The following is a 19,734-nucleotide window of genomic DNA, read 5'->3' as shown; positions in this document are numbered from 1 at the left end:
GCCCAGTGCCTGCCCGCCCTGATCGGTCAGGTAGCGCAGCAGGCCGAAGCCGATGCCGTGGTCCGGGATGCCGACCAGCTGTTCCTTGATCGACTTGATCGCGTCGCCGGCGGAACTACCCGCGACGAACGCGTCGGCGACATCGATGCCGGCGAGGTCGAGCCGAACCGGGAAGATGGTCGTGAACCACCCGATCGTGCGGCCGAGGTCCGCGCCGGGAACGACGCCTTCCTCACGCCCGTGGCCCTCGAGGCTCACGAGGGCGTCGTCGACGTCCGCACCGCGTTCGCGGCGCCACGCGGTCAACGCCAACGCCAGACCGGTCAGCAGCCCGTCGCTCACGCTGCCGTGGAATGCCTCGGGCAGCGTCGTCAGCAGATGTTCGGTGACCTCGACGGGCAGCGACGCCTTCACACGATCGACGGTGGCGTCGACGTCGACCGCCGGATCGAGCGCCCGCGTGCCGATGAGCGGGTCGTCACCGGTCAGAATTCGAGTCCACAGCGGGAGCTCGGATACGCGACGTTCGGCGACCTCGGCGAGACCGGTGGCCCAGCGCCGCATCGATGTCCCCGTCTCGGCCAGATCGGGATTCTCTCCTGCCACGATCCGTGCCCACGCCGTGGCGAGGTCGGGCACCAGGATCCGCCAGGAGACGCCGTCGATCACCAGGTGGTGAGCGACGATCAGCAGACGGCCCGCGCCCGATTCCGTGGCGAACCAGACCATCTGGATCATTCGTCCGTCGGCGGGGTCGAGGCGGTCAGCGGCGGCGTCGAGTTCGCGCGCGGCGACGGCGGAGAACTCGTCGCCGACGACGGTGTCCACGACGACGCGGTGGATCACCGATGCAGCGGTGATCGTTCCTGCCGGAGCGACCGTTTCGGTCCAGTCTCCGATTTCGTTGCGGTACAACCTCGCTCGCAGCATGTCGTGGCGGTCGAGCACCGCTTGCACGGTGCGATCCAACACGTCGGAGTCGATCGACGGCGGCAGCTGCAGCAAGGCCGTCTGCGTGTAGCGACCGAAGTGCTCGCTCCGCCCCAGCATCCACTGCACGATCGGAGTGAGCGGCAGGTCGCCGACTCCCCCGCCCGGAAGTTCCTCGAGCACGACGACGTCGGTGGCGCTGCCGAACTTGGCGACCTCGGCGAGCGACGCGACGGTCTTGCGCTCGAAGATGTCCCGCGGCGCGATGACCAGTCCGGCCGCCTTCGCACGCGACACCAACTGGATCGACATGATGCTGTCGCCGCCGAGCGCGAAGAACGAGTCGTCGACGCCGACCGCGTCGAGACCGAGCACCTCGGCGAACAGCGATGCGAGCCGCTCCTCGATCGGGGTAGCCGGCGCTCGGCTCTGCGTGACACGCGACGCGAAGTCCGGGGCAGGCAGTGCGCGACGGTCGAGCTTGCCGTTGGCGGTGAGCGGCAGCTCGTCGATCACGAGGAGCGCCGCGGGAACCATGTAGGACGTAAGCGTCGCGCCGACGAACTCGAGCACGGCCGACGGTTCGACGGTGCGGCCCGATTCGGGCACGACGTAGCCGACGAGTCGATCTCCTGCCCCGTCGTCACGGACCGTCACGACCGCCTGGGCCACCCCGTCGAAGTTCGACAGCGCCGACTCGATCTCACCGAGTTCGATGCGGAATCCGTGCAACTGGATCTGTGTGTCGCTGCGGCCGAGGTATTCGAGGCTCCCGTCACGGTTCCAGCGCGCGGTGTCGCCGGTGCGGTACATGCGCGTACCGGTGGCGGACTCCGGATCGGCGACGAAACGGGTCGACGTCAGCGCGGTGCGGCCGAGGTAACCGCGGGAGAGCTGTGCACCCGAGACGTACATCTCACCCGTGACACCCGGCGGAACGAGCCGCAGGCGGTGGTCGCGAACCGACACGGTCAGCCCCGGTAGAGCCTGCCCGATGACGCTCGCGGACGCCGACGCGGCGAAGTCCGCGGTCAACGGCAGGTAGCTGACGTGCACCGTCGTCTCGGTGATGCCGTACATGTTGACGAGGGTCGGAGCATTCTCGTCGTGACGTGCATACCACCGACCGAGCTGGGCCAGGTCGAGGGCCTCACCGCCGAAGACGATGTAGCGCAACGCAAGTCGGCCTGCCTCGGCGGGTGCGACTCGGTCGGCCTCGGCGAATTGGTAGAACGCCGTCGGTGTCTGGTTGAGCACCGTGACCTGTTCGGAGACCAGCAGTTCGCGGAACTTCTCCGGCGAGCGAGCCGTGTAGTAGTCGACGATGACGAGCTTGCCGCCGTACAGCAGCGGTCCCCACAGCTCCCACACCGAGAAGTCGAACGCGTACGAGTGGAACATTGTCCACACGTCGGTGTCGTCGAAGCCGAACTTGTCGATCGTGTTCTCGAACAGCGTCGCGACCGTCGTGTGCGTGACCTGAACACCCTTGGGGCGTCCGGTGCTTCCGGACGTGTAGATGACGTAGGCGATCGAGTCCGCGGACGCTTTGCCGAGGCGATCCTCGTCGCCGAGCACGTCGGACGACAGCCGCTCCAGTGCGGACGCGGTCTCCGGGTCGTCGACGAGCACCGAGGTGATGCCGTCGGTCGGCACCGATCCGATGTCCGCCGTCGTGGAGACGACGCACACCGGGCTGGCGTCGTCGAGCATGAACGCCAGCCGGTCCGCCGGATAGGTGACGTCGACCGGGAGGTAGCCGCCGCCCGCCTTCAGTACTGCGAGCAGCACCACGACGAGGTCGGCGGTGCGCGGCATCGCCACCGCGACGAGTGTCTCGGGTCCGACGCCGACGGAGACCAGATGTCGCGCAAGCCGATTCGCGCGTGCGTCCAGGTCTGCGTACGTGTAGGTCGACGTGCCGTCGACGACGGCGACGGTGTCGGCGAAACGGGCTGCAGCCGTTTCGAATCGGCTGGTGAGCGTGTCCTCGGACGGCGTGCGACCCGCATGGTTCCACGTGGACTGCATCGCCGTGACTTCGGCGGGGCTGACGATGTCGACGTCACCGACGATGCAGTTCGGGTCGGCGGTGACGGCCTCGACGATGGCGGAGAACCGGTCCGCGAACATGCGTACCGTCGACTCGTCGAACAGATCGGTGGCGTACGTGATCGCCGCCGACATGCCTGCGGGAGCACCGGATTCGTCGACGTTCTCCGACATCGTCAGCTGCAGATCGAACTTCGCGACGGCAGCGTCGAAGTCGAGCGCGGTGACGACGAGTTCGGGCAATTCGAGGTGCGGCCGTTCGTTGTTCTGGAACTCGATCAATACCTGGAACAGCGGCGAGCGATCCGTCGTGCGCAGCGGTGCCAGTTCGTCGACCAGTCGCTCGAACGGTACGTCGGTATTGTCGAACGCGGCGAGATCGGCGGCACGCGTCCGTGCGAGCAGGTCGGTGAAGCTCACGTGCGGTGAGACCTCCGTGCGCAGCACGAGGGTGCCGACGAACATGCCGACGAGCTTGTCCAGTCCTGCTTCTCCGCGACCGGCGATCGGCGTACCGACGGCGATGTCCTCGGTACCGCTCAATCTGGCCATCAACAGTGCCCACGCGGCGTGTACCGCCATGAACACCGTCGAATGCGCCTCTCTCGCAATGTCGATCAACGCGCGGTGCACCGACGGCGCGAATTCGAACTTCACCGTGGCGCCGCGCATCGACTGCTGCGCGGGCCGCGGCCGATCCGTGGGCAACGGCAGCAGATCCGGAAGATCGGCCAGCTCACGCGACCAGAACGCCAACTGCGACGACATCACCGACGCCGGATCGTCCTCGTCACCGAGCAACGCACGCTGCCACAACGTGTAATCGGCATACTGCACCGGCAACGGCTCCCAATACGGCGACTCACCGTTCACCCGAGCCGAATACGCCACCATCACATCAGCAGCCAACGGCGCCATCGACGCACCGTCGGCAGCAATGTGATGCACCACGATCGCCAACACGAACTCATCGACCGCAACCCGATACAACCGAGCGCGGAACGGAACATCCACCGTCACATCGAAACCGAGACCCGCATCGGACGCGATGCGCTCGAACAACGTCGACGCCTCCACGTCCACGGGCACGAGCGACACGAGCTTCGACCGCGCGTCGTGGATCGATTGACGCGGAGCCTCGCCGTCCGACGGGAACGTCGTGCGCAACGACTCGTGACGCACGAGGACATCGGCGATGGCCGCGTTCAAGGCGTCGACATCCACGACGCCTGTCAGTCGCACCGCAAGCGGAATGTTGTACGCAGGCGACGACGTGTCGAACTGGTTGATGAACCACATCCGCTGCTGCGCCTGCGACAACGGAATTCGATCCGGACGGGTCATCGGAACCAGCGCCGGCCTCGAGTCGACCGCGGCGAGTCGGCCCGTCCGTGCCGCCAACATCTCGACGGTCGGGGCCTCGAACAGCGCGCGCACGCTGACGTTCGTGCCGAGCGCACTGTTGACTCGCGCCGTCACACGCGTCGCACTCAGCGAATCGCCGCCGAGGTCGAAGAAGTTGTCGTCGAGTCCGACGTCGTCGATACCCAGCACCTCGCCGAACACCTGAGCGACGGTGATCTCGGCGTCGGAGACAGGTTCGCGACGCTCTCCCCCGCTGCGCAGATCCGGTGTGGGCAGCGCCCGGCGATCGAGCTTGCCGGCAGGGGTCAGTGGAATGGCGTCGAGCAGCACGAACGCCGACGGAACCATGTGCGACGGCAACGCCGAGGCGGCCTTCACACGCACGTCGTCGACGTCGATCACGGCACCCGGCACCGGCATCAGGTACGACACGAGCACGGTCGAACCGGCGGGCCCCGGAACGCCGAGTGTGGCAACGAATTCCACACCGGGAACCGTGGCGATGACCGCATCGATCTCGCCCAGCTCGATGCGGAATCCGCGAATCTTGACCTGGAAGTCGGAGCGGCCGACGTATTCGAGCGCGCCGGAATCGTTCCACCGCACCACGTCTCCGGTGCGGTACATCCGTTCGCCCGGTACACCGAACGGTGCCGCGACGAATCGTTCGGATGTGAGTACGGCGCGATCGTGGTACCCGCGAGCCAATCCTGGTCCGGCAAGGTACAACTCACCCGCGACTCCGACCGGAACCGGCTGCAGTCGCGCATCGAGGACGACGACCGCGGACCCGAGGACGGGGCTTCCGATCTCCACCGGGACACCGGGGTGCATCTCGTTGCTGAGAACAGCGACGACCGTCGCCTCGGTAGGTCCGTAGGCGTTGAACATCTTTCGGCCCGGCGCCCACCGCTCGACCAGTTCGGGACCGCACGCTTCACCGCCGGTCGCGACGACTCTCAGCTCGTCCAGGCCCGTCGGATCCACCGACGCCAACGCGGCAGGCGTGATGAACGCATGCGTCACACGGTGTTCCGCCACGAACGACGCCAGTTCCGCGCCGCCGTACACGTCGGTCGGCGCGACGACCAGCGTCGCTCCGCTGCCGTAGGCGAACAGCAGCTCGAGCACACTGGCGTCGAAGCTCGGGGACGCGAACGCCAGCACCCGAGAATCGGCCGTGACCTCGAAGCGCCTGCGCTCCTCCTCGGCGAAGTTCTTCAGGCCCGTGTGCGTCACGACGACGCCCTTCGGCACACCCGTCGAACCGGACGTGTAGATGAGATACGCAGCGTGGGACGGCCGGAGTCGGCAGGTCCTGTCGGCGTCGGTGACCGGGGTGTCGGGCAACGCTGCGAGCGTCGCCCCGATCTCGTTGTCGTCGAGGAATACCCAGTCGACTGTCGTCGCGGCGTCGCCCAACACGGAGCGATGTGCCGACACGGTAACGCCCACGCCGACACCGGAGTCGGTGAGCATGTGCGCGATCCGGTCCACCGGATACGACGGATCCACCGGCAGGAACGCAGCACCGGCCTTCGCCACCGCCCACACCGACACGACCGACTCGACCGACCGCGACAACGCCAACGCCACGAACGAACCAGGACCCACACCACGCGAAATCAACAGACGCGCCAACCGCGTCGACGCCGCATCCAACTCCCCGTACGACATCGTCCTGTCACTCGACACGAGCGCCGCCGCGTCGACGCCCGCGACATCGACCGCACCGCACAGAATCTCCGGCAACAACCGCTCCGTGACCGGCAGGCCACCCCGCACCGGCACCAGAGCCGCACGCTCGGACTCCGACAGCAGATCGAGCTTGCCCATCAGCAGGTCGGGTGTCGTGGCGAATGCATGCATCACGCGTCCGATGCGACCGACGATGGCGTCGACTGCCGACGATGCGAACAGTTCCGGCAGATACTTCGCCTCGATGTGCAGGCGATCGTCCACCATGGCCACGAGCGTCATCGGATACTGCGCGGTATCGCTGCCGTCGACGATGTTCGCGACGCGCATCCCGACGATGTCGGTCTCGGTCGTCAGGCCTGCGCGGTCCATCGGGTAGGACTCGAACACCGTCAGCGAATCGAATGCGACGACGGGTCCGACGATGCGCTGAATCTCGGTCAGGCCGAGATAGTGGTGATCGAGCAGGCTCGCCTGTTCGTTCTGCAGCCGAGAGATGAAGTCTCCAAGGCTTTCTCGCGGATCGATCGTGACGCGGACCGGCAGCGTGTTGATGAAGAGACCGACCATGGACTCGATGTCGTTGATTTCCGGTGGCCGGCCCGAGACCGTCGCGCCGAAGAGGACGTCGTCGCGCCCCGTCAGCGACGCGAGGACGGTTCCCCATGCCGCCTGGACCAGGGTGTTCAGGGTGACACCGTGGACTCGCGCGAACGTCCTGAGTCGTTCGGTGTCCTCCGTCGTCAGGGAGGTCAGCTTGCGCGCGGCGAGAGTCGATTCCTGCCTGCGGCTCTCGACGGGGGTGAGCAGCGTCGGCTCGGACAGCCCTGCCAACGCGGAACGCCATGCGTCACGGGCGGCCTCGGTGTTCCGGCGACTCATCCACGTCAGATACTCGCGGTACGCGGGCACCCTCGGAAGCACGGAGTCGTCGCCGTCGGTTGCGTACAGCGTCAACAGTTCTCGCACCAGCAGCGGCGTCGACCAGCCGTCGATCAGAATGTGGTGGTTGGTGAGAACCAGACGCCACTCCGTCTCGGTGACCGCGATGAGCATGAACCGCAGGAGCGGTGCTTCGGCCATGTTGAAACGCCGTCCGCGATCGGCCGCCAGAAGGCGATCGAGTTCGGCGTCGCGTTCGTCGTCGGGCAACGAGGTCAGATCGATCGACGTCCACGGCACGTCGACGCGTCCGGAGACGACCTGCACCGAATCGCCCTCGATGTTGTGCACGAACGCAGTACGCAGGTTCGCGTGCCGATCGAGAAGCTTCCGTGTCGCCGCACGGAAGCGTGCCTCGTCGACCGACCCCGTCAGCGTCATGATCAACTGCACCAGGTAGGCATCCACGGACTGGTCGGACAGTTCGGCGTGGAACAGCAGACCTGCCTGCAGCGGGGACATCGACCAGATGTCGACCGCTCCCGGATAGCGCGCCTCCACGTCGTCGATGGCAGCCTGGTCGAGCTGGACGAGGTCGAGATCGGACGGCGTGAATCCGCCGGAACCCGTACGACGCGCGTGGTGCGCGAACGCCGTCAGCGCACGCACCCACAGCGCACCGAGGCTGTCGACGTCGTCGCGTTCCAACACCCCGGTCGGGAAGGCGAACGTTGCCTTCAGGCGTGCCTCGCCGTCGTGGGTCGTCGTCGTGACCGCGTTGATGTCCAGGGCCGCGGCGACGGGCAATTCGGGATTCTGGACGTCGCCGATCTCGTCGCTGTCCACCGGCAACCAACCGACGTCGCGCAGGTTTTCTGGGACCGCCGAGCTGTAGCGGCCGAGATAGTTGAAGCTGATCTGCGGCGCCGCGTAACTGGACAGGGCCGCGGCGGACTCCTCGTCGAGGTAGCGAAGCATGCCGTATCCGATTCCGTGATCGGGTACGGCGAGCAGCCTCTCCTTGACGGCCTTGATCAGTCGGCCCGCATCCGCGCCTCCGTCCAACGCGTCGTCGATGTCGATGTCCGTCATCGCGATTCGGACCGGGAAGATCGTGGTGAACCAGCCGACGGTCCTGGCCAGGTCCGCACCGGGCACGACCTGATCCTCACGGCCGTGGCCCTCGAGGCTGATCAGCGAATCGGGTGTCTCGATGCCGCGATCTCGACGCCATGCGGCCACCGCGAGCGCGAGCGCCGCCATCAGCCCGTCGTTGACGCTGCCGTGGAACGCTTCGGGGATGGTCGTCAGCAGGTCGTCGGTGACGTCGGTCGGAAGTTCGACTTCGACCTTGTCGACCGTGTCGTGGACGTCGACCGTGGAGTCCAACGGACGCGATCCGACGAGCGGATCCTGGCCCGACAGCGTGTGCTGCCACAGGTCGAGCTCGCATCGACGATCGACGCTGACCTCGACGAGACCGTGCGCCCACCGGCGCATCGACGTTCCCACCGGAAGAAGCGTCGGCGTCTCGCCCGCAACGATCTGCGACCACGCAGTCCCCATGTCGGGCACCAGGATTCGCCACGACACACCGTCGACGACGAGGTGATGCGCGACGATCAGCAGCCGGGGTTCGGCGGAATCCAACCAGACGAAACGAATCATCGAACCGGCGGCCGGATCGAGCAGGTGTGCCGCCCGATCCAGTTCGGCTGCAAACGTTGTCGATTCCACGTCCGCATGGTGCAGAATGTCCGCGGCGGTCACCGATCCCACCGGCTGCACGTCCATGGTCCACGCACCGTCGATCTCACGGAGGCGGCCGCGCAGCATGTCGTGGTGGTCGACGATCGCCTGGATCGTTCCTTCGAGCGTGACGCGATCGATTCCTCGAGGCAGCGTCAGCAACGCAGTCTGGGTGTGTCGGTCGAAAACCGGTGTGCGTTCGATCATCCAGGAGACGATCGGTGTGAGCGGTACGTCGCCGACGCCTCCGCCGGGGAGCTCCTCGAGGACCGCGACGGCCTCGTCCGCACCGGACAGGGCGACTTCGGCGAGCGCTGCAACGGTCTTGCGCTCGAACACGTCTCGCGGAGACAGGACGATGCCCGCAGCTTTCGCACGCGACACGAGCTGGATCGACATGATGCTGTCGCCACCGAGCGCGAAGAACGACTCGTCGATGCCTACATGATCGAGACGCAGCACCTCTGCGAACAGTTCGGCGAGATGCTTCTCGACGGGAGTGCTCGCCTCACGTGAGGATTCGGAACGCGTGTCGAACGTCGGCGCGGGCAGTGCCCGCCGATCCAACTTGCCCGCGGGCGTCAGCGGAATCGACTCGAGTTCGACGAATGCGGCCGGAATCATGTGGCTCGGAAGTGATTCGGCGACGTGATCGCGCAGAACGCGGGTGTCGACCGATGCACCGTCAGTAGGCAGGACGTACGCCACCAGAATGGTGTTGCCCGCCGGGCCCGTCGCTCCGACCGTCGTCACGAAATCGACCGTCGGATGCGTAGCCAGCACGCTGTCGATCTCACCGAGTTCGATGCGGAATCCGCGCACCTTGACCTGGGAGTCGCTGCGACCGACGAACTCGAGCGCGCCGGATCGCGTCCACCGCACGACGTCGCCCGTCCGGTACATCCGAGAGCCGTCGGTCGCGAACGGATTCGCGACGAACCGCTCGCTCGTCAACACCTGTCGGCCGTGATAGCCGCGTGCCAGCGCAGGCCCGGCGAGGTACAGCTCGCCGGGCACCCCGACCGGAACCGGATTCATCCGCCGATCGAGCACCACCTCGGCGAATCCGATGGTCGGAGCGCCGATGTCGACGGGCATACCGGGATGCAGCTCGTCGGAGATCGACGAGAAGATCGTGCCCTCGGTCGGCCCGTACGCGTTGAACATCGACCGGCCGGGCGCCCACCGCTCCACCAGTTCCGGTGAGCACGCGTCGCCGCCCGTGGCGATGACGTCGAGATGCCGGAGGCCGGTCGGATCGACCGACGCGAGGGCGGCAGGCGTGACGAACGCGTGTGTGACCCTCTTGTCGTCCAACAACCGTGACAGTTCGGGTCCACCGTAGAGACTCGGCGGTGCGACGACCATCGTTGCGGCGCTACCGAAGGCCAGCATGAATTCGAGAATCGACGCGTCGAAACTCGGCGATGCGAACGCGAGCGTCCGAGAACCGGGAACGACGCGGAATCGCCGGTTCTCCTCTGCCGCGAGGTTGGCGAGTCCACGGTGAGTGACGACGACGCCCTTGGGCACGCCGGTCGATCCCGAGGTGTAGATGAGGTACGCGGCGTCGTCGAGTCGGAGTGGTCTCGTGCGGTCCGCGTCGACGACGGGCGCCGTCGACCGGGCCGAGACGTCGGCGGTCGACTCGTCGTCGCCGAGGACGAGCCACGTGGTGCGGTGCGTGTCGTCGGCCGACGTCAGTTCACCGAGCGCGTCGGCATGTTCGGGTGTCGTGAGTCCGATGGGCGCCGCGGAGTCGACGAGCATGTGACGGATACGGTCCGTCGGATACGTCGGGTCGACGGGCAGGAACGCGGCACCTGCTTTCGCCGTCGCCCACATCGCGACGATGGTGTCGACCGAGCGCGGCAGCGCGAGTGCGACGAACGTGTCCGGACCGACGCCGCGATCGATCAGAAGGCGGGCCAGTTGTGAGGAGCGAGCGTCGAGTTCGCCGTAGGACACGACGACGTCCTCGAATTCGATTGCTGCAGTGTCCGTCCCGGCCGCAGAGACGGCGTCGGTCAGGATGTCGGGGAGCAATCGCTCGGGCAACGCCGCCGCACCGCGTACGGGAGCCAGCGCGGTGCGCTCGGCGACGGTCAGCATGTCGATGTCGCCCACGGCCACGGCGGGGTCGGCGGTGAAAGCGCGAAGCACCGACTCGTACCGGGTCGCGAACTCGGCGACCGAAGCCTCGTCGAACAGGTCCGTCGCATAACGGAACGACGCCGTGATTCCCGCCGGCTGGCCCGAGACGTCGAACGCCTCCGAAATGGTCAGCTGCAGATCGAAGTTCGCGATGTCGTCGACGAGATCCATGGCTTCGACATCGAGATTCGGCAGTGTGATGTTGGGGCGTGCGGTGTGCTGGAACTCGAGCATCACCTGGAACAGCGGCGTGTACGCGGGCGTACGCACCGGATCGAGGCGGTCCACGACGCGCTCGAACGGCACGTCGGCGTGCGTGAACGCCTCGAGGTCCGTGCTGCGCACGGCGTCGAGCAGGTCCTGGAACGAGGTGGACGACTCGATCCGGGTGCGCAACACCAGCGTGTTGACGAACATACCGACGACGTCGTCGAGCGCCGCGTCACCGCGACCGGAGATCGGTGTTCCGACCGAGATGTCCTCGGATCCCGACAGCGCGGACAACAGAATGCCCAGTGCCGCATGCACGATCATGAACACGCTGGAGTCACGCGACGACGCGAGCGACGCCATCCGACCGTGCAGTTCGGCATCGAGATCGAACCCGAGCTTCGCGCCACGGAACGACGGGTCACTCGGCCGCGGACGATCCAGCGGCAGTTCGAGCACCTCGGGCGCCCCGGACAACGTGTCCACCCAGAACGCCAACTGAGTCGACATCAACGACTCCGGGTCCTCTTCGGACCCCAGGAAGGCGCGCTGCCACAGTGCGTAGTCGGCGTACTGGACCGGGAGCGGTTCGATGTTCGGCGCATGGCCGTGTACCCGGGCGCTGTACGCGACGATGAGGTCGCGCGCGAGCGGCGCGGTGGAAAATCCGTCGGACGAAATATGGTGGACGACGAAGGCCAACACGTGTTCGTCGGGACCGAGGCGCAGCAACTGTGCGCGCACCGGAACGGCCGCCGCGACGTCGAAGCCCTCGCTCGTGACCTCGGCGACGATGCGCAGCGCGTCGTCCTCGGACTCGGCGTCCACCGGCTCGAGGTCCGAAAGCACCTGGTGGGCTTCGAGAATCGACTGAACCGGTCCGTCGTCGGTCAGCGGGAACACCGTACGCAGCGATTCGTGCCGCTCGACGACGTCGGCAACGGCCGCGCGCACCGCGTCGACGTCCAGCGCTCCCGTCATCCGCATCGCGAAGGCGACGTTGTACGCGGACGAGGACGTGTCGTACTGGTTGATGAACCACATACGTTGCTGTGCAAGGGAAAGCGGAACCGTATCGCCTCGTTCCATCGGTACCAGCGCCGGACGGGCTTCGGTCCGATGTTCCTGCGACTCGACGACGGCAGCGAGACCACGCACTGTCGGCGCATCGAACAGATCGCGCACCGTCAGATTCGATCCGAGCGACGCATTGATTCGGGCGACGAGCCTCATCGCGACCAGTGAGTTGCCACCGGCCTCGAAGAAGTTGTGCGTCACACCCACCATCGGCACGCCGAGCAGGTCGGCGACCTCGGCCGCGATGATTTCCTCGATCGGATTCTCGGGTGAGACGACGTCGGTGTCGAGAGTCCCGAACTCGGGCTCCGGCAGCAACTTACGATCGAGCTTGCCGCTCGCATTGAGCGGGAATGCGTCGAGTTCGACGACGATCGACGGGACCATGTACGCCGGAAGCGACGTCGCGACTGCTGCCGTGACCGCGGAGGCGTCGAACTCGGTGTCGCGGGTCGGAACGACGTAGGCGAGCAGGTGCTCCCCCGTCACCGCATCGCTGTGCACCAGAGCGACGGCCTGCGCCACGGTATCGTGCCGCAGCAGAGCGGCCTCGATCTCGGGCAGTTCGATGCGGAGCCCGCGTAGCTTCACCTGGAAATCGGTGCGCCCGATGTACTCGAGATTGCCGTCCGCACGCCACCGCACGAGGTCGCCGGTTCGATAGAGTCGAGATCCGCTGCTGCCGAACGGATCGGCGACGAACCGGTCCGCGGTGAGGTCGCCGCGTCCGACGTAGCCACGCGCGAGCTGGACACCGGCGAGATACAACTCACCCGGCGATCCGACCGGTGCGGGCTTCAGCGAACCGTCGAGCACGTACACCTGCGTGTTCCACACCGGTGAACCGATCGGAACGACCGTGAGATCGTCTGCGGCGCAATGATAGTGAGTGACGTCGACGGCTGCCTCGGTCGGGCCGTAGAGGTTGTGGAGCTCGGCGCTCGCGAACTGCGAGAACGCTGCCACCGTCGCGGGCGGCAATGCTTCGCCACTGCAGAAGACCAAGCGCAACGATGCACAGTCGTCGGCGTCTGCCCCCTCGGTGAAGACCGACAGCATCGACGGTACGAAGTGCACGGTCGTGATGCGCTCGCGAGAGATCGTCCGCGACAGGTAACCCGGATCGCGGTGACCGTCGGGCTCGGCGATGACCAGCTTGGCGCCGACCTGGAGCGGCCAGAAGAATTCCCACACCGACACGTCGAACGTCGCAGGCGTCTTCTGCAGCACGTTGTCCGACGGCTCGAGGTGATACTCGTTCTGCATCCACAGCAAACGGTTGGCAATCGCGTCGTGCGTGACGGCGACGCCCTTCGGGCGGCCCGTCGACCCCGACGTGTAGATGACGTACGCGGTGTTGGCGCCGGTGAGGTCGGCGGTGCGGTCTCGATTCGTCAGTGCAGCTGTGTCGCGATCGGAGACATCGATCAGGTCCAGCGCGAGAACGGGGGTCTCGACGGGAACGTTGATCCAGTCACGGCTGGTCGTGACGATGCAGATCGGATCCGCGCTGTCGATGACGTACGCGGAACGATCGACCGGATGGTCTGGGTCGATCGGTACGTAGGCACCACCGGCTTTGAGGATGGCATACATTCCGACGAGCAGATCGGTCGAGCGGCGAACAGCGAGACCGACGTGCGTCTCGGGGCCGACGCCCAACGACACGAGGTGGCGCGCAAGCTGATTCGAGCGATCGTCGAATTCGCGGTACGTGACGTGCTCGTCGTCGAACACCAGGGCGATCGAGTACGGGCTTCGGGCGACCTGCAGATCGAAGAGGCTCACGAGCGTCGGATCGTCACCGACGGCGGCGGGCAGTGGATGATCGGTGGCGTTCCAGGTCTCGAGCACGGTGGTGCGTTCGGCTGCCGACAGCATCTCGAGTTCGTGCAGCGACGCCGTCGGCGCCTCGCAGATCGATCGGAGAAGGCGCAGGAACCTGTCGACGAAGCTGTCGACGGTGGACGCGTCGAACAGTTCCGTCGAGTACGTGAAGTTCGCGCGCGAAGCACCGGTTTCGGTCGGCGCTTCGTCGACGCGCAACTGCAGGTCGAACTTCGTCGTCCCCGTCGGGATCTCCTCGAAGGACACTGCCAAGCCCGGCAGTTCGAGGTGCGCGCGTTCGTTGTTCTGGAACTCGAGCAGTACCTGGAACAGCGGCGAATGGTCGGTCGACCGTGTGGTCGCCACTGTGTCTACGAGCTTCTCGAACGGTACGTCGGTGTTGTCGAACGCGGCGAGATCGGCGGCACGCGTGCGTGCGAGCAGGTCGGTGAAGCTCACGTGCGGTGAGACCTCCGTGCGCAGCACGAGGGTGCCGACGAACATGCCGACGAGCTTGTCGAGGCCTGCTTCGCCGCGACCGGCGATCGGAGTGCCGATGGCGATGTCGTCGGTACCACTGAGCCGCGACAGCAGCAGCGCGAGAGCCGAATGAACGACCATGAACAGGGTGGCGTCATGCTCCGATGCCAACTGCGCCAACGCATGTCGGAGATCGCTCGGAATTTCGAACTCGGTGGTGGCACCGAGTACCGATTGCTGAGGCGGGCGCGGGCGGTCGATCGGCAGCGGCAGCAGATCCGGAAGATCGGCCAGCTCACGCGACCAGAACGCCAACTGCGACGACATCACCGACGCCGGATCGTCCTCGTCACCGAGCAACGCACGCTGCCACAACGTGTAATCGGCATACTGCACCGGCAACGGCTCCCAATACGGCGACTCACCGTTCACCCGAGCCGAATACGCCACCATCACATCAGCAGCCAACGGCGCCATCGACGCACCGTCGGCAGCAATGTGATGCACCACGATCGCCAACACGAACTCATCGACCGCAACCCGATACAGCCGAGCACGGAACGGAACATCCGTCGTCACATCGAAACCCAGACCCGCATCGGACGCGATGCGATCGGCCGCCTGTGCAACGTCCACGTCGGTCACGGACAACGACCCTGCCGCGGCGACGACTTCGGGCGAGTCGACGGGAAGAACGTTCTGATGCGGGATCTCGTCGGCCACCGGGAACACGGTTCTCAGCGACTCGTGTCGAGCGACCACGTCGGCGACGGCCGTTTCCAACGCGGACACGTCGACCGCGCCCTTCATGCGGACCGCGAGCGGAATGTTGTAGGCGGGTGACGACGTGTCGAACTGGTTGATGAACCACATCCGCTGCTGCGCCTGCGACAACGGAACTCGATCCGGGCGGTCCATCCGCACCAACGCGGGGCGTGCATCGTGGCCGACCGAGGTCTCCGCGCGGGCGGACAGGGCCTCGATGGTCGGAGCTTCGAACAGGTCGAGAACGCGCAGTCCAGTGCCCAGTTCGGCGTTCAACCTGGCGACGACGCGGGTGGCAACCAGCGAGTTACCGCCCAGGTCGAAGAAGCTGTCGTCGATTCCGACGCGCCTGCCGTCCAGGAGTTCGGCGAACACGTCGGCGATGCGTCGTTGCGTGTCGGTCACCGGGGCGCGGAACTCGGTGGTTCGTCCGAACTCCGGTTCCGGGAGTGCACGGCGATCGAGCTTGCCTGCCGGCGTGAGTGGAATGGAATCGAGCAGCACGAAGGCCGACGGCACCATGTGCGACGGCAATGCCGAGACCATCTGTGCGCGTAGGCTTTCGACGTCGATCGTCGAGCCCGGGATCGGAACGAGGTAGGACGCCAACGCCGTCGACCCTGCAGGTCCCGAAACACCGAGCGTCGCAACGAATTCCACGTCGGCGGCCGACGCGATGACCGCATCGATCTCGCCCAGCTCGATGCGGAATCCGCGCACCTTGACCTGGAAGTCGGAGCGCCCGACGTACTCGAGTGCACCGGAGGCGTTCCACCGCACCACGTCTCCGGTGCGGTACATCCGCTCGCCGCCCACACCGAACGGCGCAGCGACGAACCGCTCCGACGTCAATCCGGCCCGCGCATGATAGCCACGCGCCAGAGCAGGCCCGCTCAGATAGAGCTCACCCGCGACACCCACCGGAACGGGCTGCAGACGCTCGTCCAGAACCAGCTGTACCGAGCCCGTGATCGGCGAGCCGATGTCGACCTGCTTCCCCGGTTCGAGCGCGGAACTCACCGACGAGAACACGGTCGCTTCGGTCGGGCCGTAGGCGTTGAACATCTGTCGGCCCGGCGCCCACCGCTCGACCAGTTCGGGACCGCACGCTTCACCACCGGTCGCGACAACTCTCAGCTCGTCCAGGCCCGTCGGATCCACCGACGCCAACGCCGCAGGCGTGATGAACGCGTGCGTCACATGCTGTTCGAGCAGCAATGACGCCAACTCGGGGCCGCCGTACACATCCGTCGGCGCGATCACCATCGTCGCGGCACCGGAGAAGGCGAGAAGAAGTTCCAGAACCGAGGCGTCGAAACTCGTCGAAGCGAACGCGAGCGTCCGAGAACGCGGCGACACCTCGAATCGGACGCGCTCGAGTTCGGCCATGTCGGAGAGGCCGCGGTGCGTCACGACGACGCCCTTCGGCACGCCCGTCGAACCGGACGTGTAGATCAGGTAGGCGGCGTCGTGAAGCGTGAGCGGATGTACCCGTTCCGCGTCGGTGATCGGGCTGTCGGAATGGGTGGCGAGCGCGGATACGACCTGCTCATCGTCGAGAATCGTCCAACTCACGGACGGACCGACCTCGGTCAGGGTAGTGCGGTGAGCGTCGATGGTGATGCCGAACGCCGCACCCGAATCGGTGAGCATGTGCGCGATCCGGTCCACCGGATACGACGGATCCACCGGCAGGAACGCAGCACCGGCCTTCGCCACCGCCCACACCGACACGACCGACTCGACCGACCGCGACAACGCCAACGCCACGAACGAACCAGGACCCACACCACGCGAGATCAACAGACGCGCCAACCGCGTCGACGCCGCATCCAACTCGCCGTACGACATCGTCCTGTCACTCGACACGAGCGCCGCCGCGTCGACGCCCGCGCCATCGACCGCACCGCACAGAATCTCCGGCAACAATCGCTCGCCGACCGACGATCCACCACGCACCGGCACCAACGCCGCGCGCTCGGACTCCGACAGCACGTCGATGTCGCCGACGACGGCGTCGCTGTTCTCGGCGGCCACATTCAGGATGCGGAGAAGCCGTTCGGCGTGGCCGCGGACGACCTCCTCGTCCAGAACAGCCGCGTCGTACTGCACGTCGACGGAGATGCCTGCCGGCGCTCCGAGTGCATCGACGTTCTCGGTGGTTTCGACCACGAGATCGACGCCGTCGAAGTCGGTCAGCCGAGCAGTGCAGGAGTGCGCGAGGACGATGCGGAACAGTGCGGCGTCGTCGGTGGCGACCTCGCGGGCGACGTCGGCGAAGGTCACGTGGCTGTGAGCGAGCGCCGCAGAATCGATGCCGCGCAGCCGCTGAGACAGAGACGAGAACGACTCGCTCGGGTCGACGGAACTCCGCAGAACCACGGTGTTCCCTGCTGTGTACGGGGTTCGCGCGCCGATCGAGACGTCGTTCTCGCCGGAGACGCGTGCGAGCACGGTGGCGACCGCGGTGTGCAAGGACACCAGGACACTCGAACCCTGTCGTGCTGCCGAGGCCAGCAGCGCTCGGTGAGACTCGGCCCCGAGCTGCACGCTCAGTGTTCGTGGTTCCCGCGTAGCGTCCGCGGTACGCGGTCGGGACAGTGGAAGCCCCGCAGGCTCGGGCCGGTCGGCGAGCTCGGAGTGCCAGTACAGCAACTCCTGCCGCTCGACACGCCGGCGTGCTCCGATCGCTGCACTCTCGGGATGTACGTCGTCGATGGCGTCGTGAGGGCTCGCGGCCACGAAGGCGGAGACGACCTCGACGAACGAACGGTGGTGTTGCGCAAGGTCTTCGTCGACGTAACGGTTCGGGTTACCGCGGAAATCGACGAATGTCTTTGCGGGATGGCCACTCTGGTAGATGTTGACCAGGAGGTCGTCGACCGGGCCGGACGTGACGATGTTGAATTCGCCGACGATCGAACCGAGATGGATCTGCTGATGGAACAGCATCACGTTGACCATCGGGGCAACCAGCGCCTTGTCGATACCGTTGCTCTTCAGGTCACGGCGGATGTCCTCGATGCTGAACCGCTGGTGGCGGAGCGCACCCATCAGTTCGAGCTGCACCTGGGCGACGAGATCGCCGACTGTCCCGTGCGTCGGCACGGTCACCGCAATGGGCGCGACGTTCACGAGCATTCCGCCCGAACGGCGCAGTGTCGCAGTCGTTCTCGCGGACACAGGCATGTTGACGAGAACGTTCTCCCGCCCGGTCATGCGGGAGAGATAACACGCGAAGGCCGCGATGACGACCGCCGCAGCCGTGGCACCCTTGGACGCGTCGGAGTTCTCCAATGCTGCGACCACGTCGTCGGGCAGCGACGCGCTCTCGAGCTTGCTGGCCGCAACCGTCGCGCCGGGGTTGTTGGCCAGCGTCGCACCGTCGTGTACGTCGCGGACGTGATCGGCCCAGTACTGCCGATCCGTTTCGAAGCGTGCCGACGAGCGGTATGCCTGATCCACCTCGTACAACGTGCGGAGATCGGCCGCTTTGGCCGGTGCAGGCTCGCGGCTTTCGACCTCGGCGGTGTAGAGCTCGGCGGTTCGGTTGACCATCGTCATGGCGCCGTAGCCGTCGAGCGCGACATGGTGAATCTTGCTGTACCACAGGTATCGATCGTCTTCGACCTGCAGCAACGACATGGCAACCAGTCGGTCACGTGTCAGATCGACTGGTGTGGTGTAGTTTTCGTCGATCCAGCGACGCGCCGACGCCATCGGGTCCGTTTCGCCCCGGAAGTCGACGAGTGCAATCGTGTCGTCGATGGAATGGTCGACGATCTGGATCGGTTCGCCGTCCACCTCGACCAACTGTAGAAATCCCGATTGGAACTCGTGCCCAGCCACCCGCGACGCCCGGCGCAGGACGTCCACGTCCAGATCTCCCCGCAGATCCACGTACTGCGCGATGCAGACCGGAACGGACGGAGCCAGCTGCTGCGCGAACCACATTCCTCGCTGCGCCGACGACAACGGGAAACCGGAACCTGCGTCACCCTGTTCGTGCAGTGGAGAGCTGTGAGATTCGCCTGAAACTGCGGCCCGCATTCATTCGCCTTTCTGGAGCGAGGTCGAGGAAGGGAGAGTCGGGGCAGGGTCGGTCAATGCAAGATCCGTTCTCGAACGTGCGACGACGGGCGCTGAAAGATCCACCCCGGGAGGCCGGTGTCGCGCGGTGGCTGTCCGCCCGACGTGGCCTTTAGTGTGGTTCGTTGCGCGCAAAGGCGTGGATTGGCCCGCACCGACCGGGCGACGCCGCAATTCGGTACGGCAATGGTCGCATGACCGTACTCGCGGATTGTTTCACGAGCGATTCTGCAGGCTTGTCGACGAGCACCCAATCTTCCACCGAAGATCCCTCCCGAGTGTCCGAGCCACCGACCGCACATCGACGACCGAGACGAACCGCGCAACCTGCGTCGTGCACGACAGGTCTCCACCACGATCGACCGAACGAATCGCCGACCGAGGCCGAAGCTGTTCATTCCCTACGACGGACATGTGCGCTTACACACACCGCGAACTAGAACATACAATAATGCG

1 protein-coding gene is annotated in these 19,734 nt (G+C 66.1%); it reads right to left on the bottom strand.

The window, feature by feature from the left end; genetic code table 11:
- Window positions 1–19,239 (bottom strand): non-ribosomal peptide synthase/polyketide synthase (locus tag RhoFasB10_RS18365; RefSeq protein ID WP_167677807.1); only part of this gene is annotated, 19,239 nt, incomplete at its 3' end.
- Between the last annotated feature and the right edge of the window lie 495 nt (window positions 19,240–19,734).

The sequence above is a fragment of the Rhodococcus sp. B10 genome (genome assembly GCF_011770055.1).
In the GTDB taxonomy this organism is placed as follows: domain Bacteria; phylum Actinomycetota; class Actinomycetes; order Mycobacteriales; family Mycobacteriaceae; genus Rhodococcoides; species Rhodococcoides kyotonensis_B.
The sequence above is the reverse complement of the archived record's forward strand: the minus strand, read 5'-3'. Positions and strand labels throughout refer to the sequence as shown.